We start from the raw sequence: 18,600 nt of genomic DNA on the forward strand, positions 1-18,600 counted from the left end.
GAGCGGACGACGGGATTCGAACCCGCGACCCTCACCTTGGCAAGGTGATGCGCTACCAGCTGCGCTACGTCCGCGTGTCTCCGGCGTTCCCGGTGACGGATGGAAACTTTAGCCGAGCCTGGGAACAGTTGCCAAATCGGGGGGTGCTCTCGGCGCGTCCGAGGCGGGTTGCCGGGCGAGAGGACCAGCACTCCCCGCAGAGCTTCCTAGGAGACTGGGCGAGGTGGGGGAGGAGGTCGAGGGAGACCAGCAGACGCCCAGGTCGGAGGCCAGGCGACGCGCCGGAGAAGGGGTGTCCGGGTTCCGACTGTGGTACGCCCGACCGGCCGCCTCGGTAACGTATCGTGGTCATATCGATGGGTTACCGTAACCGCGTGACGAGACGTGCCGCCGATGTCCGCCTGGATTCCCTGCTGCGAACAGCCTGCGACGTGATCGTCGAGCGTGGACTCGCCAACACCCGGACGGCCGACGTGGCGCAGGCCGCCGGGGTCAGCCAGGCCCTCGTGTTCTACCACTTCGCCACCAAGGAACGGCTGCTGGCGCAGGCCTTCGCGTACGCGGTGGAGCAGGACCTGGCCCGGCTGGACGCGGTGGTCCGCTCCTCCGCGCCGCCGCTGACCAAGCTGCGCCGGATGCTGCGTCTCTACACGCCGGCCGGCCGGTCGATCTCCTGGTCCATGTGGATCGACGGCTGGGCCGAGTCGCTGCGCACGCCCGAGCTGGAGAAGGTCTCCCGCCGACTCGACCTGCGGTGGCGACAGGACCTGGCGGCGGTGATCGCCGACGGGGTGACGGACGGCACCTTCGTCTGTGCCGACCCGGCGGGCGCCGCCTGGCGGATCAACGCGGTGATGGACGGGCTCGCCGTGCAGCTCGCGGTGCACGAGCGAGTGATCTCCCGGCGGCAGTTCACCGAGTGGATCCGGCTGATCGCCGCCCGGGAGCTGGGGCTCGACCCGGCCCAGCTCGACTGACCGGTTCACCCCCGACCGGCCCAGCCCGGCCCGACTCCAGTACCGGACGACCAACCGACCCGAGCACCGGACGGACCGACCGGAGCACCGGACGACCGGGCAAAAACGCCCGAACCGCCACGGACAGCCGCGACAATCGGCGGCATGGACCTGCTGGAGGCGTACCGCCGGAGCCTGGCCGAGTTCGTCGACCGGGTGGAGCAGGTCACGCCCGGGCAGTGGTCGGAGCCGACTCCCTGCCCGGGCTGGGACGTCCGTGCGCTGGTCGACCACGTGGTGACCGAGGACCGGTGGACCGCGCCGCTGCTCGCCGGCCGTACCGTCGAGGAGATCGGCGACCGGTTCGACGGTGACCAGCTCGGCGACGACCCGATCGGGACGGCCCGGCAGGTGGCGTCGCAGGCCGAGGTGGCGGCCAGCCACCCGGGCGCGCTCGACGTCACGGTGCACCTCTCGGCCGGGGAGACCCCGGCGGCCGACTACCTGCACCAGCTCGTCGCCGAGCACCTCGTACACGCCTGGGACCTGGCGGTGGCGATCGGTGCCGACCCGCGCCTGGACGCCGGCGCGGTCGCCGCATGCGCCGCGTGGTTCACCGACCGGATCTCCGACTACCAGCTCGGCCTGCTGATCCGGCCGGCGGTCGAGGTGCCGGCCCACGCCGACGCGCAGGACCGCCTGATCGCCGCCTTCGGCCGCCACCCGGACTGGACGCCACCGGCCTGACGACCCGCCCGGGTCCGACTCGACGGCCGCGCGATCCGGACGTACCCGGGACGCTCGCCGGGACGAGCGGAGGCGGGACGGGCGGATGTGGCACGGGCGGAGACGGGAAGGGTGGAGGCGGCACAGGGTGCGCCGGCCGGACGCCCGAGGGGGGCTCGGCGTCCGACCGGCGCGGTCGACTCCGGTCAGTCGGCGTACCCCTGACCGGAGGCCGCGGGGCGACGGCGCTGGCGCTCCCGCAGCCGGCGGCGGGCCGGCGGGTGGACGTTGGCCAGGTCGAGGTCGCCCCCGTAGTGGGCCATCACCCGGTGGTCCATCACCCGCCGCCACAGCGGTGGCACCAGCGCGACGACCACCATGCTGGCGTAGCCGGCCGGCAGCTGCGGCGAGGCGTCGAAGCTGCGCAGCGTCTGGTAGCGGCGCAGCGGGTTGGCGTGGTGGTCGCTGTGCCGCTGGAGCTGGAAGAGGAAGACGTTGGTGACCGTCCGGTCGCTGTTCCAGCTGTGCCGGGGGTCGACCTTCTCGTAGCGGCCGGCGGCGTTGCGCTGCCGGGCCAGCCCGTAGTGCTCCAGGTAGTTGACCACTTCCAGCAGGGAGAAGCCGACCACGGCCTGGAGCACCAGGAACACCAGCACGCCGGGGCCGAAGGCGAGCATCAGCACGGCGTAGAGCACCAGCGTCATCGCCCAGGCGTTGAGGATGTCGTTGCGCCACGTCCACGGGCTGCGGCTGCGGAGCCGGAACCGGCTGGTTTCCAGCCGCCAGGCCGACCGCAGGCTGCCCCAGACGGTACGCGGCCAGAAGGCCCAGAAGCTCTCCCCCAGCCGTGAGCTGGCCGGATCCTCCGGGGTGGCCACCCGGGTGTGGTGGCCCCGGTTGTGCTCGACGTAGAAGTGCCCGTACCCGGTCGGCGCAAGCGCCACCTTGGACAGCCAGCGCTCCGCCGTCTCCCGCTTGTGGCCCAGCTCGTGGGCGGTGTTGATGGCGATGCCGTTGACCACCCCGACGGTGGCGACCAGACCGGCCGCGCCGATCCAGGACAGCTCGCCCCGGGCCCAGACCGCGCAGCAAAGCACCAGGGCGGCGTACTGGGCGGGCAGGTAGAGGTAGGTGAGCCAGCGGTAGTAGCCGTCGGCGGAGAGCCGGGGCACCGCCTCGTCGGGCGGGTTGCGCCGGTCGTCGCCGATCAGCAGATCGATCGTGGGGATGAGCCCGAAGACCACCACCGGGGTGAGCCACCAGGCCCAGGCGCCGCCGGTGCCCTGCCAGCCCAGCCAGCCCAGGAAGGGCAGCACGGGCACCAGCAGGGCCAGCGGCCAGAGCGGCTTGCGGGTGTCGCGCCAGGCGACGGGTGGAACCGCCGCGTCGGTGCTGATGGCCATCGCCGACCTCCGATCTCGCGTGCCTCTCCTGAACTGTGGCACCGGTCACTCGATTTTACAAGTGGCAACATTTTGTAAAGCAAACCGGTGACGTCCGCGGTACCCAGCGTCATCGACGACCTTGCCCTCACCCGAACCGCCTGGTATTCACAGATGCGCATGCGTAACCACGCCTGCACCGGGCCGGCGCAGCGTCGGCCCCCGCTCCCACGAGGAGGTCCCGTGCCCAGACCGGAGTGGACAGATCGGACGAGCCGGCCCCGACGCCGGCTCGTCCCCGTACTGGCGACCGCCGCCGTGGTCGCCGCCCTGCTGCCCGGCGGCGCCACCGCCGCCGCCGCACCGGGCGACGCCCCGGCCGCCGCACCCGGCCGCTCCGGCTCGCTCGCCGACGACAGCCATCAGGCGGCCGACGTCGACAACCGCACCGGTACGGCGGCACCCGACGCCCGGCAGCGCGGGATCGCCCGACGGGTCGACGCCGACGTGCGGTGGAACCGGCTCGGCACCCCGCAGGCGCTCGGCCCGGCCCGGGCGCCGCTCGCCACCGGCCTGCCCGCCGACCCCGAGGCCGCCGCCCGGCGCTACCTCGCCGACAACCAGGACCTCTTCGGCCTCGACGCCGCCTCGGTCGCCGCGATGGACCGGCTGCTGGTCCGGCCGATCGGCATCGGCGCGGTGGTCACCCTGCGGCAGCGCTTCGGCGACCTGCCCGCCGGCCACGACGGCCTGGTCACCGTGGCGGTCGCCGACGGCGCCGTCGTCTCGGTCAGCTCCTCGCTCGCCCGGGACGCCTCGGCACCCGCCCCGGCCACGCTCACCGGCGAGCAGGCGTACGCGGCGGCCCTCGCCGACGCCGGCCTGGACGCCGCCCGGGTGGCCAGCCACCGGGTCCGCCCGGTCGCCGTGCCCACCCCGCTCGACGGCCCCCGGGCCGCGTACGAGGTGACCCTGATCGGCGCGGACACCGACCACCCGGCCGCCTTCACCACGTACGTCGACGGCATCACCGGCCAGGTGCTGGTCCGCGAGGACCTCGTGGACTTCGACTCGGACAACCCGAGCTGGGCCGTCTACCCGGCCACCCCGCCCCAGGACCTCGCGCCCGGGCAGGACCCCCGGGTGCGCTGGTGCGCCGACCCGGCACCCGGCTGCGCCGCCGCGTTCCGCGACCCGGCCACCGGCAACGCCTGGGACGTCGACAAGGCCACCGGCTTGCCGACCGGCACCTCACGCGGCAACTCCGCCAACACGGTGGTCTCCTGGGGAGCGGGCACCCCGCTGCTGCCGGCCACCGCCAGCCCGGACCGCCGCTACGAGTACCCCTTCACCGACCAGTGGCACCAGGCCCGCTGCAACCCGGCGGTGTTCACCTCCGCGCAGCGCAACGACGCCGACGCCGCCATCGCCAACCTCTTCGCCATGCACAACCGGATGCACGACTGGGCCTGGCACCTCGGCTTCACCGAGGCCACCTGGAACCTGCAGGCGGTCAACGTGAGCGGAGCGGGCCTCGGCGGCGACGCCGAGCAGGGCCGCGCCCAGCAGGGCGCGCTCTCCGGCAACCGGAACAACGCCAACCAGGGCACGCCGCGCGACGGCCTGCCGCCCACCACCAACATGTACCTGTGGCAGCCGCAGGCCGGCGGGCCGTACCCACCGTGCGTGGACGGCGACTACGACATGACGGTGATCGGGCACGAGTACACCCACGCCATCACCAACCGGATGATCGCCGGGCCGGACAGCGGCATCGGCGGCCACCAGGGCGGGGCGATGGGCGAGTCGTGGAGCGACCTGCTCGCCGCGGAGTACCTCTACGAGCACGGCCTGCGCGCCCCCGGCGAGACGCCCTTCGTCACCGGCGGGTACGTCACCGGCAACCTGATCAGCGGCATCCGCAACCACGACTTCAGCCGCAGCCCGCTCAACTACTCCGACGTCGGCTACAACACCGCCGGCCCGGCGGTGCACGCCGACGGGGAGATCTGGAGCGCCACCAACTTCCGGATCCGCTCGGCGCTGGTGAAGCGGTACGGGCTGGGCACCCCGCAGCGGCAGCTCGACTGCGCACAGGGGAAGGTCGCCGTGGGCGACTGCCCGGGCAACCGGCGCTGGGCGCAGCTCGTCTTCGACTCGTTCCTGCTCCAGGCCGCCAGCCAGGTCAGCATGCTCGACATGCGGGACAACCTGCTCACCGCCGACAAGCTCCGCTTCGGCGGGGCGAACCAGGAGCTGATCTGGGCCGAGTTCGCCCGCTCCGGGATGGGCCGGGACGCCGCCACCAAGGGCGCCACCGACACCGACCCGACGCCGAGCTTCGCCAGCCCGTACGGCGGCAACGCCACCCTCACCCTGCGGCCGAAGGGGGACAGCGCCGAGGCGCCGATCCGGCTGTACGTGGGTAACTACGAGGCCCGGGCCACGCCGATCGCCGACACCGACCCGGCCACCCCGCTGCCGGACACCTTCGAGGCGGTGGCCGGGACGTACCAGCTGCTGGCGGTGGCGCCCGGCTTCGGCCACCAGCGGCTCAGCGTGGTCGCCCGGGCCGGTAAGGAGGGGTACGTCGACCTGCGGCTGAGCCGCAACCTGGCGTCCACCACCTCGGGCGCGGTCATCACCGGTGACGGGGTCAACCTGGACCGGATCGGCGACGACACCGAGGCCACCAACTGGGCGTCGCTGACCGGGGTGGCCGGCCGGGGCGTCACGGTGGCGCTGCCCGGCGACGCCGCGCAGGTGGTGAAGCGGGTGAACGTCAGCGCGATGCTGCGCCCGGCGATCACCGGGGACGCCGACGCGGGCGGGCAGAACGCGTTGAGCGCGCTGCGCTCCTTCGCCGTGCTCGCCTGCAACGCGACCACCACCGACTGCGCCGACCCGGCGCGGTGGGAGCGGATCTACACCAGCGCCGGCGACGCCTTCCCGGGCGGGAAGTACCGGGCGTACGTGCGGGACATCAACCTGCGGTCGTTCCCGGTGCCGACCACGCTCGCCACCCACCTACGGCTGGAGGTGCTGGCCAGCCAGTGCACCGGCGGCCCCCGATCAGCGGCGCGCCGCCGCCCAGCGCCCCGACCGGCGGGGCCGTTCGAACGACGGCCCGCCGGCGTCCGGCCCGTCGCCGCGGGCGGCGCGGGTCAGCTGCCGCAACCGCAGCAGCAGCCCGGCGCCGAGGAAGAGCAGCAGCCCGCCGAGGAGGAAGGCGGCCTGCACCACGCCGAATCCCCCGCCGGAGGAGCCGGACACCGGGCGGCCGGCGGCGGGCGGCACCTCCGCCACCGCCTCCTCGGTCGGCTCGGCCTCGACCGTCTCGGTCGGGTCGGCCTCCGTCGCCGAGGCGCTCGGCTCCGGCGTCGGGGTGGCCTCGGCGAGCAGGCCGACCACGTTGCGGGTGGCGGTCTGCCGGGCGAGCAGCCGCAGGTTGGCGTCGTACGCCTCGGCCGCGAGGGTGACCCGGCCCCGGGTGACGTCCTCGGCGAAGGCCACCCGGTAGCGGGCGGTGACCGTCCGGTCCGGGCAGAGCGTGCCCGGGTCGAGCTGGCGGTCGGTGAGCCGGGCGATGGCCCCCTCGGTCTGGATCTGCAGCGGGAAGCTGCCCGACTCCTCCACCCGGTCCATCTTCACCTGGTCCAGCCGCAGGCCCTGCACGGTGAGCACCATCGACCAGCGGACCTTCACGCACCGGCCGCCGTCGGTGCGGGACACCACGGCGGCGACGGTGCGCACCTGGTCGCCGACGGAGAACTCGTCCGGCAGGCCGTTGAGCTCGGTGGCGAAGCCGGCCGCCGCCGAAGCGGGCGCGGGCGCGGTCAGCCCCACCCCCGACAGGCAGGCCAGCACCACCCCGGCCCGCAGCGCGTTCCGCCACACCGTCACCACCACCCCGCCCTTTCGTCGGTCGCATCCACCTGGCAACGCTATGAGGGGTGCGGGGAAGCCGGTAGACGGGCGTGTTCGCACGAATCGTGAAGTACGGGCCGGGTTTTCACGCAGCGTGGTGAACCGGTCACGGCGGCCCCGCGACACGCCCGGGAACCGCCCCGGGAGAGAATCGGAGGGTGTCCGACCTCTCCGCGGCCTTCGTCCGGCTGCACGCCCGCCTCACCCCGGTGGCCTTCGTCCCCGAGGTGCGGCTGCACCAGGCCGACGAGCCGATCGGGCTCTGGGAGCTGACCGAGGGCGAGTTCCGCAGCTCCCAGCCGCCGCCGTTCTGGGCCTTCGCCTGGGCCGGCGGCCAGGCGCTGGCCCGCCACGTCACCGACCGTCCGGAGCTGGTCGCCGGCCGCCGGGTCCTCGACCTGGCGTCGGGCTCCGGCCTGGTCGCCATCGCCGCCGCCCGGGCCGGCGCCACCGCCGTCCGCGCCGTGGAGGTCGACGAGCGGGCGGTGGCCGCCGTCGCGCTCAACGCCGAGGCCAACGGGGTACGCGTCGACGCGGAGTTCGGCGACATCCTCGACGGAGACGCCGGGGACGCCGAGGTGGTGCTCGCCGGGGACGTCTTCTACAGCGAGGCGATGGCCCGGCGGGTGCTGCGCTTCCTGCTGCGGGCCGCCCGCTCGGGCGCCCGGGTGCTGGTCGGCGACCCGGGGCGGGCCTTCCTGCCCCGCGAGCGCTTCCGCGAGCTGGCCGCGTACGACGTGCCGGTGACGGAGGCGCTGGAGAGCGTACGGGTGAAGCGCACCACCGTCTGGGAGCTGGATCCCGCCCCGCCGGGGGCCGCCCGCTAGCGTGTCGACGTGTTGTTCCGGGGCTGGGGGGAGTCCGTCGACGAGTGGTGGCCGGACGTGGCCACCGTCGCCGACCACGTCGGGGTCGACCATCTGGTGGTCACCCGGCACGCGCTGGTCCGGCAGGTCCTCGCCGACCCGGACACCTGGCGGCCGGACAACGCCCTGGACGCGGTGACCCCGGTCCCGGTGGCCGCGTTGCGGGTGCTCGCCGGGCACCGGTTCCGCCTGCCGCCGACGTTGGCCAACAACTCCACCGCGAGTCACCCGGCGATCCGCGCGGTGGTGGCGCAGGCGCTGCACCCGGCCCGGGTGGCCGCCCAGCAGCCCTGGCTGACCGAGCTGGTCGGGCGCCGGGTGGCCGGTCTGGCCGCCGCGCTCGACGCGGGCGAGCCGGTCGACCTGTACGCCGGCCTCGCCGCCGACCTGCCGCTGCTGGTGCTGGCCCGGCTGGTGGAGCTGCCCGACGCCCCGGTCGGCGCGGTGAAGGACTTCGCCCGCGCCGCCCTGGAGCTGTTCTGGGCGCCGCTGGACGCCGACCGTCAGCTCGCCCTCGCCGCCGAGGTGGGCCGGTTCCACACCGTGCTGCGCGACTTCGCCGCCACCGGGGGCGGGCTGGCCGCCGCCCTGCGCGCCGACGGACACTCCCCCGACGTGGTGGTCGGCGCGCTGTTCTTCCTGCTGGTGGCGGGGCAGGAGACCACCTCTCAGTTCCTCACCCTGCTGCTGCACCGGCTCACCGCCGAGCCCGAGGTCCGCGCCGGCCTGCGCGCCGGGACCGTCGAGGTGGCCGACGTGGTCGAGGAGGGGCTGCGGCTGGAACCGCCGATCGTGACCTGGCGGCGGGTGGCCGCCGTGGACACCACGCTGGGCGGGACGGCGGTGGCGGCAGGCACCAGCGTGGTGCTGTGGCTGGCCCGCGCCGGACGCGACCCGGAGGTGGTGGCCGCGCCCGAGGCGTTCCGGCCCGGGCAGCGCGGGTCGCGCCGGCACCTGGCCTTCGGCGCGGGCGCGCACCGCTGCGTCGGCGCGCAGCTGGCCCGGATGGAGGCGGCGGTGGTGGTGACCGAGGCGGCCCCACTGCTCGACGGAGTGCAGGTGGTACGCCCGCCCTGGTGCCCGGACAACCTCACCTTCCGGATGCCGGACGCGTTCGTGGTCCGCCGCCACTGACCGCCGCCTGGGTGCGCGCCAGCGCCCCTCTCCCGAGTCCCTGTGGAACTGATGTCGCAAATGATTCAGGCTTCACCCGGCCCCTGAGTCGTTCGTGACGTCAGCTCCACAGCGCACGAACAGCACGGCCGGCGGGCCGGCGGACCGCCTCGCGACGACGGCCAACGAAGACGGGGGGACCGGCGCAGCAACCGGAACACCTGACGAAGGTCGGGTCCGGTGGGCGCCGATCGGCAGCGGCGGCGCCCACCCGTCGGTTCCTACCGTCAACGCATGATCACACTACGTGGGTTGACGAAGAGGTTCGGGACGGTGACGGCCGTCGACGACCTGACCGTCGACATCGCACCCGGGCGGGTCACCGGGTTCCTCGGCCCCAACGGCGCGGGCAAGTCCACCACCATGCGGATGGTGCTCGGCCTGGACCGGCCGACCGCCGGCCGGGCCCTGGTCGGCGGGCGCGCGTACCGGGAGCTGCGCCATCCGCTGCGGGAGGTGGGGGCGCTGCTGGATGCCCGGGCGATCCACCCCGCCCGGGCGGGCCGGGCGCACCTGCTGGCGCTGGCCCGCAGCAACGGCATCCCGGCCCGGCGGGTCGACGAGGTGCTCGCCCTGGCCGGCCTCGACGACCGGGCCGCCGGCAAGCCGGGACGGACCCTGTCGCTCGGCATGGCGCAGCGGCTCGGCATCGCCGCCGCGCTGCTCGGCGACCCGCCGGTGCTCATGTTCGACGAGCCGGTCAACGGCCTCGACCCGGACGGCGTGCGCTGGATCCGGCAGCTCACCGCCGGTCTCGCCGCCGAGGGACGGACCGTCCTGCTCTCCAGCCACCTGATGAGCGAGATGGAGCAGACCGCCGCCCACCTGGTGGTGATCGGCAAGGGGCGGCTGATCGCCGACGCGCCCGTCGCGGAGGTCCTCGCCACGGCCGCCACGGCCGCCGTGCGGGTGCGCGGGCCGCGCCCGGAGGCGCTCACCACGCTGGCCGGGCGGCTCACCGCCGAGGGGTACGCGGTCACGGTCGAGGGCGCGCGGGACCTGGCGGTCACCGGGGCGACCGCCGCCCGGATCGGCGATCTGGCGTACGAGCTGGGCGTGCCGCTGCACGAGCTGACCCCGGTGGCCGTGACGCTGGAACAGGCGTTCATGCGGCTGACCGGCGACGCGGTCGAGTACGCCGCGGGAGGTGCCCGGTGACCACGATCTCCCCCACCCGCCCGGCCGCCCGGGGCGGCGGTCTCGCCGGTGCGGTGGCCGCCGAGTGGACCCGGCTCTGGTCGGTGCGGGCCACCTGGTGGACCCTGCTGGCCGGCATCCTGCTGATGGCCGCCACCTCGGCGCAGCTGGCCATCTACGCGGCCAACGCCAACACCAACGACGACCCGGCCGACGACCGGGGCGTGGTCACCGTCGGCAGTGTGCTGGTCGGCGCGCTGGACCTCACCCAGTACGCGGTGCTGGCGCTCGGCCTGCTCGCCGTCACCAGCGAGTACGCCACCGGCACCATCCGCACCACCCTGCAGGGCACCCCGTCGCGGGGGCGGATGCTGCTGGCCAAGGCGGTGGTCTCCGGCGCGGTGACGTTCGGCTTCGGGCTGCTCCTCGGCGTGGTCGGGGTAATCGCGGCGGCTCCGCTGCTCGGCGAGTGGGGTCGCGTACCGCCGGCCGGGACCGTTGGCGACGTGCTGGCCACGGCGACGTACCTGGCGCTGCTGGGGGTGCTCGCCCTCGGCCTCGGGGCGGCGCTGCGCAGCGCGGTGCTGACCCTCACCGTGCTCTTCGCGGTGCTGATGATCGTGCCGCTGTCGCTGCGGGAGCCGGACATCACCGTGCTCACCCGGATCTCCGACGCCTTCCCCGGCGTCGCCGGCGGGCACTTCCTGGCCGGGGAGACCGACCCGTACCCGCCGGTGGTGGGCCTGGCGCTGCTGGCCGGCTGGGCCGTCGCGGCGCTGGCGCTCGGCCGGGCCGCGCTGCGCCGCCGCGACGCCTGAGCGAGGGGCGGGGCGGGCCGGTCAGCCGGCCAGCCCCGCCTCGTACGCGATGATCGCCGCCTGCACCCGGTTACGCACGTCCAGCCGGGTGAAGATGCTGGTCAGGTAGCCCTTCACGGTGCCCTCGGTGAGGAACAGCCGACGGGCGATCTCGGCGTTGGACAGTCCCGCCCCGACCAGGCCGAGCACCTCGCGCTCCCGGTCGGTGAGCCCGGCGGTGCGGTCCCGGGCCGCCGGCACCCGGGCCATCCGGTCGCCGTTGAGCTCGATCACCCGCCGGGCCACCCGTGGCGACAGGTACGCCCCGCCCTCCGCGACCGCCCGTACCCCGGTGATCAGCTCCCGGGGGTCACCGGCCTTGAGCAGGAAGCCGCCGGCGCCGTGGCCGAGCGCCCGGGCCACGTGCTCGTCCTCGCCGAACGTGGTGAGCATGACGGTGGCCGTGGCCGGTACCAGCCGGCGGATCTCCGCCGCGGCAGCGAGCCCGTCCAGCTTCGGCATCCGGATGTCCAGCAGCGCGACCCGCGGCCGGTGCGCCCGGACCAGCTCCACCGCGGCCCGGCCGTCACCGGCCTCGGCGACCACCTCGATGCCGGGGTCGGCGGCGAGGATGGCCCGTACCCCGGCCCGGACCATCGCCTCGTCGTCGGCGAGCAGCACGGTGACCGGCCCGTCGTCGGTGGTCACGTCGTCGTCCGTCCCTTGCTGGCCAGGCGGTCGTCGGCGAAGCAGAGCCGCCAGGTCGGCTGGGCCAGCGGGAAGTTGCCGTCGGTGTAGTACTCGCAGCTCACCCCGGCGGTCGAAGCCGGTGCGTCGGCGGGCGGCTCGACCTGGCGGCGGGGCAGCCCGGCCAGCTCGGACCGGGGCGTGCCGATCGGCATCCGCTCGAACGTCGGACCGTCCAGCACCGCGCCGGTGGTGACGACCGGGTAGTAGACCAGCGACAGCAGCAACGCGACGGCCGGTGGCGCGGCGAGCGCGGCGAGCAGGCTGCGCCGCACCCCGCGCCGGGCGTCGCGCAGCGGCCCGGGTTCCACCGACCGTTCCCCGTCGACGGGGTCCGGGCGCGGGGAATCGCCGGCCACGGGCAGCCGGGCCGCCACCGCGAAGCCTCCGTCGCCGGTCGGGCCGGCGTCGAGGCTGCCGCCGGCCAGGCGTACCCGCTCGCGCAGCGCCACCAGGCCGGAGCCGTGCGAGGGCGGTCCGGGCAGCGGCCCGGCCGGCGGTGGGTCGTTCACCACCTGCACCTGCACCCCGTCGTCCACGTCGGTGAGGGTGACGGTCACCGGGGCGCCGGGGGCGTACCGGGCGGCGTTGGTGAGCGCCTCGCGGACCACCCGGTGCGCGGCGTGCGCGGTCAGCTCCGGCAGGTCGGCGACCTCCGGGGTGTGGTGCAGACGCACCGCCATGCCCGCCTCGCGGGCACCGTCGACCAGCTCGGCGACGCTCTCCCCGGCGGGACGGGTGGTGGCCGGGGCGTCCGCCTCGCGGAGCACCCCGATGATCCGGTGCAGCCGCTCGGTGGCCCCCGCCACGCTGGCCCGCAGCTCCCCGGCCGCGGCCCGGTGCCGGGGGTCCAGGTCCCCGGCGACCTCCAGGGCGGCGGCGCGCAGCGCGATCAGGCTCAGCTCGTGGCCGAGCGAGTCGTGCATCTCCTGGGCGATCCGGGCCCGCTCCCGCAGCCGGATCCGCTCGGCGGCGCCCCGCTGCTCGCGCTGCACCGCCTCGGCGTGCTCCCAGCCGGCCAGCACCAGCGCCTGCTGCTGCCGCCGGTAGCGGCCCACCAGCCAGGGGAACACCCCGGCGCCCAGCAGCACGCAGCTGAGCAGGAACCAGGTGGCCATGCCGGTGTCCAGCAGCACCAGGTGCAGCACCGTGCCGCCGGCCGCCACCACGGCGAAGAGCACCCCGGCGGGGGCGGCCCGTTCGCCGCGCCGCCCGGCCAGGTAGCTGAACACCAGCAGGGCGAAGACGAAGTTGCCGTCCACCACCGAGCCGAGCAGCACCAGCACCACGGCCATCGCCGGCAGCCGCCGGCCCACCGCCACCGCCGCCGCCAGCAGCAGCACCGAACCGACCAGCAGCGGTACGACCCAGCGCTCGTACGGCGGGGTCAGCCGCGCGTACGCGATCGGGGCGGCGAGCCCGGCCCAGAGCGCCACGTCGCCGGCGACCCGCCGGTCCACCCGGCGCCAGATTCCACGTTCGCGCACGTCGGCCAGGCTACCGACGCCCGGCGGGCCCCGGCACCGACGAAGGTCAGGTGGTCAGAGTTCCTCGGCCCAGGCGCGCCAGTCGTCCAGCACCCCGTAGAGGGCCGGGGTGAGCCAGCCGGGGGCGGAGCGGCGGAACACGCCCGGATCCATCGACCCGGCGCCGGCCGGCAGCGCGCCGAGGAGGTTCGGCACCAGGTCGGTCAGGTTGGTCCAGTGCACCAGCTCCGGCTCCGTCGGCCAGGCGCCGATCACCACGCCGGCCGGGACGGCCCGCCGCTCCAGCGCCTCCAGGGTCAGCGCGGTGTGGTTGAGCGTGCCGAGGCCGGCCCGGGCGACCACCACGGCCGGAGCGCCGAGGGAGACCGCGAGGTCCGCGACCGTCCAGGGTTCGCCGGAGGGCCGCAACCCCATCGGTACGAGCAGCCCGCCGGCCCCCTCGACCAGCACCAGGTCGTGCTTGTCGACCTCCTCGCGGATGGCGTCGACGGCGGTGTAGAGCTCCAGCGGCTCCAGCTCGGCGACCCGGGCCGCGGCGAGCGGGGCGAGCGGGTCCGGGTAGCTGGCCAGGGTCCGGCCGGTCAGCGGGGCGGCCAGCCGGGTCACCGAGTCGACGTCGCCGGGCTCGCCGGTGGCCGTACCCGTCTGGCCGGGCTTGACCACCGCGACCCGCAGGCCAGCGGCCTGCGCGGCGGCCGTGACCGCCGCGGTCACCACCGTCTTGCCCACCTCGGTGTCGGTGCCGGTGATCAGCACCGCACCCTTCCACGGTTCGGTCAAGGCGCACACTCCACGATGACCTCCAGGGCCCGTTCGAAGTCCGCTCGCGGCACCCCGGCGGAGATGGTGAGCCGCAGCCGGGAGCGGCTGTCCGGGGTGGAGGGCGGCCGGAAGCAGCCGACCGCGACGCCGCGGTCCCGGCAGTCGGCGGCCCAGGCGGTGGCGGCCTCCGGGCCGGGAGCGGTCACCGACACCACCGCCGCGTCGGGGGCGGAGACGGTCAGCCCCGCCGCGCCGAGCCGGCGGACCGCCAGCGCGGCCCGGTCGGCCAGCTCGGCCCGCAGCTCGTCACCGGTGCGGGCCAGCCCCACGGCGGCCTGCACCCCGGCCGCGACCGCCGGGGGCAGCGCGGTGTCGAAGATGAACGTCCGTCCGGTCTCGACCAGGTGCCGGACGAACTCGGCCGGGCCGGCGACCACGCCGCCCGCGCCGCCGAGCGCCTTGGACAGGGTGGCGGTGACCACCACGTCCGGCTGGCCGGCGAGGCCGGCCGCGGCCACCCCGCCCGCCCCGCCGGGGCCCGTCACCCCGAGCGCGTGCGCGTCGTCGACCAGCAGCAGCGCGCCGTGCGCCCGGGCGACGGCGTGCAGCCGGGCCAGCGGGGCGAGGTCGCCGTCGACGGAGAAGACCGACTCGGTCACCACCACGGCCGGACGGCCGGGGGCGGCGGCGAGCGCGGCGGCCACCGCGTCGACGTCGGCGTGCGGGGTCACCACCGTCTCGGCGCCGGAGATCCGGCAGCCGTCGATCAGCGAGGCGTGGTTGTGGGCGTCGGAGACGAGCAGCGTACGCGGCTGCACCAGGGCCCGGACCGCGCCGAGGTTGGCCAGGTAGCCGGAGGAGAAGACCAGCGCCCGGTCGCTGCCGAGCCACTCGGCGAGGCTTTCCTCCAGCGCGTGGTGGGCGTCGGTGGAGCCGCGCACCAGCCGCGACCCGGTGGCCCCCAGCCCGTACGCGGACAGCGCCCGCGCGGCGGCGGCGGTGACCTCGGGGTGGGTGGCCAGACCGAGGTAGTCGTTGCCGGCGAGGTCGACCACGGCGTCCTCGGCGGTACGCGGGCGCAGCGTGCGGGTGAGCCCGGCCTTGGCCCGCAGCTCGGCCCGGCGCTCCAGGGCCGCCAGCCAGTCCGCCACCGTCACCGCCTCCCTCCGCCGCGCAGGTCCGCTCCCCCGGCACCGGCGCGGAGGACTCGTCGGCGAGCAACGCGCCGCCGGGCGAAATTACCACCCGCCCGACCGGCACCGGCGTGGCGCGGGCCGGTGCACCCGGGCGCCGGCTGCCCCCGACCTCGGCCGTTTCTCCGCCCCGGGGTGGCCTTGTAGGGTACGAGCCATGCCAGAGATCCTCGACCAGGCCCGTACCCAGGTGCTGGAGAACGGCGTCGGCCTCGACGAGGCCGGAGTCCTCGCCGTGCTCAACCTGCCCGACGAGCACCTGCCCGCTGCCCTTCAGCTCGCCCACGAGGTGCGGATGCGCTGGTGCGGCCCGGAGGTCGAGGTCGAGGGCATCGTCTCGCTGAAGACCGGCGGCTGCCCGGAGGACTGCCACTTCTGCTCGCAGTCCGGCCTGTTCACCTCCCCGGTCCGGTCGGTCTGGCTGGACATCCCCTCGCTGGTCGAGGCGGCGAAGCAGACCGCGGCAACCGGGGCGACCGAGTTCTGCATCGTGGCCGCCGTACGCGGCCCGGACGCCCGGCTGATGAAGCAGATGCGCGAGGGGGTCGCCGCCATCAAGGCGGAGGTCGACATCCAGGTCGCCGCGTCGCTGGGCATGCTCAGCCAGGAGCAGGTCGACGAGCTGGTCGACATGGGCGTGCACCGCTACAACCACAACCTGGAGACCTGCCGCTCCTACTTCCCCAACGTGGTCACCACGCACTCCTGGGAGGAGCGCTGGGAGACGCTGCGGATGGTCCGCGAGTCCGGCATGGAGGTCTGCTGCGGCGGCATCCTGGGCCTGGGCGAGACGGTGGAGCAGCGCGCCGAGTTCGCCGCGCAGCTCGCCCAGCTGGACCCGCACGAGGTACCGCTGAACTTCCTCAACCCCCGCCCGGGCACCCCGCTGGGTGACCGGCCGGTGGTCGAAGGCAAGGACGCGCTGCGCGCCATCGCCGCGTTCCGGCTGGCCATGCCGCGCACCATCCTCCGGTACGCGGGCGGCCGCGAGATCACCCTCGGCGACCTGGGCACCCGGGACGGCCTGCTCGGCGGCATCAACGCGGTGATCGTCGGCAACTACCTGACCACCCTGGGCCGGCCGGCGACCGCCGATCTGCAGCTGCTCGACGATCTGAAGATGCCCGTCAAGGCGCTCTCCGCGACCCTGTGAGGTAGACCGTGACCGACGTGGTGCAGCCGGCGGTGACCTGGTGCGACCGCTGCGGCGAGGACGCCGCGGCCGGTCCGCACGCGGCGTGCGCGGCGGCCCGGGCGCTGGAGCCACCGCGCTACTGCGCGCGCTGCCGCCGCCGGATGAAGGTGCAGGTGCTGCCGGTCGGCTGGTCGGCGACCTGCGTCGAGCACGGCGAGATCCGGGGCTGAGGCGATGCTGCGGGGGCGGAGCGTGACCCTGCGACCGGTGACGGACGCGGACGTGCCCGCCCTCGCGGCGATCCGCGGCACCCCGGAGGTGCGGCGGTGGTGGCGCGGCGGCCCCGACCCGGCCGCGGCGGTCCGCGCCGAGCTTGCCGACGACGACCTGACCGCGTACGCCGTCGAGCACGACGGGCGGGTGGTCGGCCTGGTCCAGTACTACGCCGAGCCGGACCCGGACTACCGGCACGCCGCGCTGGACATCTACCTGGATCCGGCGGTGCACGGCACCGGGCTGGGCGGGGACGCCATCCGCGCGCTGACCCGGCACCTCGTCGAGGCGTACGGGCACCACCGGTTCACCATCGACCCGGCGGCGGCGAACACCGCCGCCATCCGCGCGTACGCCAAGGTGGGCTTCCGCCCGGTCGGCATCATGCGCCGGTACGAGCGGGGCGAGGACGGCAGGTGGCACGACGCCCTGCTGATGGAGCTGCTCGCCGACGAACTGGCCGACTGAGCCACATTCCGCCCAGCCGGGGCGTCACCGGGCATGTCCCGATCCGAGGGTCGGCCGTCCGGAACGTCGGCCATCAGCCACCCGCCCCACCCGGTTCCACCTGATCAGCGGGCCGACGAGCCCGCCGATCAAGGAGGAACCATGTCCCGATCCGCGCGCCTGCGGGAACCGCTGACCGCGCTCGGCCTGGCCGCCGGGCCGGTCGTCGCGCTCGGCTTCACCCGCTTCGCGTACGCGCTGCTGCTGCCGGCCATGCGTGACGACCTGCACTGGACGTACGCCCAGGCCGGCGGCCTGAACACGGCGAACGCCGCCGGGTACGTGATCGGCGCGGGCACGGCGGTGTTCTGGGCCCGCCGGTTCGGCGACCGCGCCGCCTTCGTCGGCACCCTGGCGGTGGGTGCGCTGGCCCTGCTGCTCACCGCGGCCACCGCCGACTATTCGATGCTGAACCTGCTGCGCTTCGTCGGCGGCCTGGCCACCGCGGTCGCGTTCGTGCTCGGCTCGGCCCTGGCCGCCCGGGTCACCACCGGCGGCGGGCAGCGCCGGGGCGCGCTGATGGTGGCGCTCTACATGGCCGGGGTGGGCGTCGGCGTGGCGCTGTCGGGGCTGCTGGTGCCGGCGGCGCTGGCGGTGGCCGGGGACGCCGGCTGGCGCTCCGGCTGGCTGCTGCTGGGCGCGGTCGCGGTGCTCGCGGTCGGTTTCGCCCTGCTCGCGGTGCGGCGGGTCGCGCCGGTGACCGGGGCCACCCGCGCCGGGCTGCCCCGCGCCGACCTGGCCCGCCTCGCCCCGACATTCGGCTGGTACGTGCTCTTCGGCGCCGGCTACGTCAGCTACCTGACCTTCGTGATCGCGCTGCTGCGCGACCGGGGTCTGGGCACCCCGGGGGTCGCCGTGTTCTTCGTGGTGCTGGGCCTCGCCTCGGCCGTCGCCACCCTCACCGTGTGGGGGCGGCTCGTCGGCCGGCTGGCCGGCGGCCGGGCCCCGGCCCTGGTCTCCCTGCTGGTGCTGCTCGGCGTGCTGCCGGTGCTGGTGCTGCCGGCAGGGCTGCCCGCGGCGCTGGTGTCGGCGGTGCTCTTCGGCAGCTCCTTTATGGCCGGTCCGACGGCGGCCACGGTGCTCGCCCGCCGGGCCCTGCCGGCGAGCGGCTGGACCGCCGGCATCGCCCTGCTGACGGTCGCCTTCTCGGTGGGCCAGGCGGTCGGCCCGCTGCTGTCCGGCCTGCTCGCCGACTCCGGCGGGGTGGAAATCGGGCTCTGGCTGTCGGTGGGGCTGCTCGCCGCCGCCGGGCTGGTCGCACTGCGCCAGCGCGACCCCGCCCCGGCCGCCGAGCCGGGCAGCGCCGAGCCGGGCCCGGCCATCGGGTCGGGCAGCGTGGAGCAAGCACCGGCCGTCCGCCGCTGACCGGGGCTGGTCAGACAGGGGCCGTCCCCGGCGCGACGTCGCCGGGGGCGGCCGGCCGGTCGCTGGCGGCCTGCCCGCCAGGAGCAGCCGGCCCGCCAGGAGCAGCCGGCCCGCCAGGAGCAGCCGGCCCGCCAGGAGCAGCCGGCCCGCCAGGAGCAGCCGGCCCG

The 18,600-nt window shown here is 75.5% G+C and carries 16 protein-coding genes and 1 tRNA gene; 11 read left to right on the forward strand and 6 right to left on the reverse strand.

The genetic code is table 11. The features are described from left to right. Nucleotide 1: 1 nt before the first annotated feature. Nucleotides 2-74 (reverse strand) — tRNA-Gly (locus tag ACSNN7_RS25115). 300 nt (nucleotides 75-374) lie between these two features. On the opposite strand from ACSNN7_RS25115, the gene ACSNN7_RS25120 reads away from it, so the two are divergent. Both ACSNN7_RS25120 and ACSNN7_RS25125 read left to right on the forward strand, forming a co-directional pair. Then, nucleotides 375-977 carry a TetR/AcrR family transcriptional regulator gene (locus tag ACSNN7_RS25120; RefSeq protein WP_436683402.1) on the forward strand — a complete coding sequence of 201 codons (603 nt, stop codon included), beginning with the start codon at nucleotides 375-377 and terminating at the stop codon, nucleotides 975-977. Nucleotides 978-1,121: 144 nt separating this feature from the next. After that, nucleotides 1,122-1,703: a TIGR03086 family metal-binding protein gene (locus ACSNN7_RS25125; protein ID WP_436683403.1), complete on the forward strand. Its 582-nt coding sequence runs from the start codon at nucleotides 1,122-1,124 to the stop codon at nucleotides 1,701-1,703. Nucleotides 1,704-1,888: 185 nt separating this feature from the next. On the opposite strand, the gene ACSNN7_RS25130 is transcribed toward ACSNN7_RS25125, so the two are convergent. After that, nucleotides 1,889-3,085: an alkane 1-monooxygenase gene (locus ACSNN7_RS25130; RefSeq protein ID WP_436683404.1), complete on the reverse strand. Its 1,197-nt coding sequence runs from the start codon at nucleotides 3,083-3,085 to the stop codon at nucleotides 1,889-1,891. A gap of 222 nt (nucleotides 3,086-3,307) precedes the next feature. Between ACSNN7_RS25130 and ACSNN7_RS25135 the strand changes: the two genes are divergently transcribed. From ACSNN7_RS25135 to ACSNN7_RS25155, 5 genes are all read left to right on the forward strand, one after another. Further along, the gene (locus ACSNN7_RS25135; RefSeq protein WP_436683405.1) at nucleotides 3,308-7,060 is read left to right on the forward strand and encodes a M36 family metallopeptidase; all 3,753 of its coding nucleotides are present in this window, start codon (nucleotides 3,308-3,310) and stop codon (nucleotides 7,058-7,060) included. 89 nt (nucleotides 7,061-7,149) lie between these two features. After that, complete coding sequence (locus ACSNN7_RS25140) at nucleotides 7,150-7,818, forward strand: class I SAM-dependent methyltransferase (protein ID WP_436683406.1); 669 nt, start codon at nucleotides 7,150-7,152, stop codon at nucleotides 7,816-7,818. A 9-nt stretch (nucleotides 7,819-7,827) separates the two neighbouring features. Next, the gene (locus ACSNN7_RS25145) at nucleotides 7,828-8,991 is read left to right on the forward strand and encodes a cytochrome P450 (protein ID WP_436683407.1); all 1,164 of its coding nucleotides are present in this window, start codon (nucleotides 7,828-7,830) and stop codon (nucleotides 8,989-8,991) included. A gap of 273 nt (nucleotides 8,992-9,264) precedes the next feature. After that, complete coding sequence (locus ACSNN7_RS25150) at nucleotides 9,265-10,188, forward strand: ATP-binding cassette domain-containing protein (protein WP_436683408.1); 924 nt, start codon at nucleotides 9,265-9,267, stop codon at nucleotides 10,186-10,188. Beyond that, on the forward strand, nucleotides 10,185-10,985 hold the full coding sequence (locus ACSNN7_RS25155) for an ABC transporter permease subunit (RefSeq protein WP_436683409.1): 801 nt from the start codon (nucleotides 10,185-10,187) through the stop codon (nucleotides 10,983-10,985). Before ACSNN7_RS25150 ends, ACSNN7_RS25155 begins: the two co-directional genes overlap by 4 nt. 21 nt (nucleotides 10,986-11,006) lie before the next feature. Here ACSNN7_RS25155 and ACSNN7_RS25160 read toward each other — a convergent pair whose 3' ends face one another. From ACSNN7_RS25160 to ACSNN7_RS25175, 4 genes are read right to left on the reverse strand one after another with little or no spacing between them, the layout of a single operon-like run. Next, nucleotides 11,007-11,621: a response regulator gene (locus ACSNN7_RS25160; RefSeq protein ID WP_436683414.1), complete on the reverse strand. Its 615-nt coding sequence runs from the start codon at nucleotides 11,619-11,621 to the stop codon at nucleotides 11,007-11,009. A gap of 47 nt (nucleotides 11,622-11,668) precedes the next feature. Then, nucleotides 11,669-13,198: a sensor histidine kinase gene (locus ACSNN7_RS25165; RefSeq protein WP_436683410.1), complete on the reverse strand. Its 1,530-nt coding sequence runs from the start codon at nucleotides 13,196-13,198 to the stop codon at nucleotides 11,669-11,671. Nucleotides 13,199-13,252: 54 nt separating this feature from the next. After that, entirely contained in the window at nucleotides 13,253-13,954 is a 702-nt protein-coding gene (gene bioD / locus ACSNN7_RS25170; RefSeq protein WP_436683416.1) for a dethiobiotin synthase, read from the reverse strand. 20 nt (nucleotides 13,955-13,974) lie between these two features. Next, nucleotides 13,975-15,111, reverse strand: coding sequence for an 8-amino-7-oxononanoate synthase (locus tag ACSNN7_RS25175; protein WP_436683417.1), 1,137 nt, complete (start codon nucleotides 15,109-15,111; stop codon nucleotides 13,975-13,977). A 199-nt stretch (nucleotides 15,112-15,310) separates the two neighbouring features. Between ACSNN7_RS25175 and bioB the strand changes: the two genes are divergently transcribed. The 4 genes from bioB to ACSNN7_RS25195 all read left to right on the forward strand — a co-directional run bounded on the left by bioB (nucleotide 15,311) and on the right by ACSNN7_RS25195 (nucleotide 18,433). After that, nucleotides 15,311-16,306, forward strand: a complete 996-nt coding sequence (gene bioB, locus ACSNN7_RS25180; protein WP_334454307.1) for a biotin synthase BioB — start codon at nucleotides 15,311-15,313, stop codon at nucleotides 16,304-16,306. Nucleotides 16,307-16,314: 8 nt separating this feature from the next. Next, entirely contained in the window at nucleotides 16,315-16,518 is a 204-nt protein-coding gene (locus ACSNN7_RS25185; RefSeq protein ID WP_334454305.1) for a hypothetical protein, read from the forward strand. A gap of 4 nt (nucleotides 16,519-16,522) precedes the next feature. Further along, the gene (locus ACSNN7_RS25190) at nucleotides 16,523-17,029 is read left to right on the forward strand and encodes a GNAT family N-acetyltransferase (protein ID WP_436683412.1); all 507 of its coding nucleotides are present in this window, start codon (nucleotides 16,523-16,525) and stop codon (nucleotides 17,027-17,029) included. 141 nt (nucleotides 17,030-17,170) lie between these two features. Continuing rightward, entirely contained in the window at nucleotides 17,171-18,433 is a 1,263-nt protein-coding gene (locus tag ACSNN7_RS25195) for a YbfB/YjiJ family MFS transporter (protein ID WP_436683413.1), read from the forward strand. Nucleotides 18,434-18,600 lie beyond the last annotated feature (167 nt).

Origin of the sequence: Micromonospora sp. URMC 105 (assembly GCF_051386295.1) — a bacterium.
Classification (GTDB): Bacteria; Actinomycetota; Actinomycetes; order Mycobacteriales; family Micromonosporaceae; genus Micromonospora.

Excerpts from the sequence above, each read along its gene's own strand:
- ACSNN7_RS25125 (WP_436683403.1), top strand. The coding sequence starts at position 1,122 with ATGGACCTGCTGGAGGCGTACCGCCGGAGCCTGGCCGAGTTCGTCGAC.
- ACSNN7_RS25130 (WP_436683404.1), bottom strand. The coding sequence starts at position 3,085 with ATGGCCATCAGCACCGACGCGGCGGTTCCACCCGTCGCCTGGCGCGAC.
- ACSNN7_RS25150 (WP_436683408.1), top strand. The coding sequence starts at position 9,265 with ATGATCACACTACGTGGGTTGACGAAGAGGTTCGGGACGGTGACGGCC.
- ACSNN7_RS25160 (WP_436683414.1), bottom strand. The coding sequence starts at position 11,621 with ATGGTCCGGGCCGGGGTACGGGCCATCCTCGCCGCCGACCCCGGCATC.
- bioB (WP_334454307.1), top strand. The coding sequence starts at position 15,311 with ATGCCAGAGATCCTCGACCAGGCCCGTACCCAGGTGCTGGAGAACGGC.
- ACSNN7_RS25190 (WP_436683412.1), top strand. The coding sequence starts at position 16,523 with ATGCTGCGGGGGCGGAGCGTGACCCTGCGACCGGTGACGGACGCGGAC.
- ACSNN7_RS25195 (WP_436683413.1), top strand. The coding sequence starts at position 17,171 with ATGTCCCGATCCGCGCGCCTGCGGGAACCGCTGACCGCGCTCGGCCTG.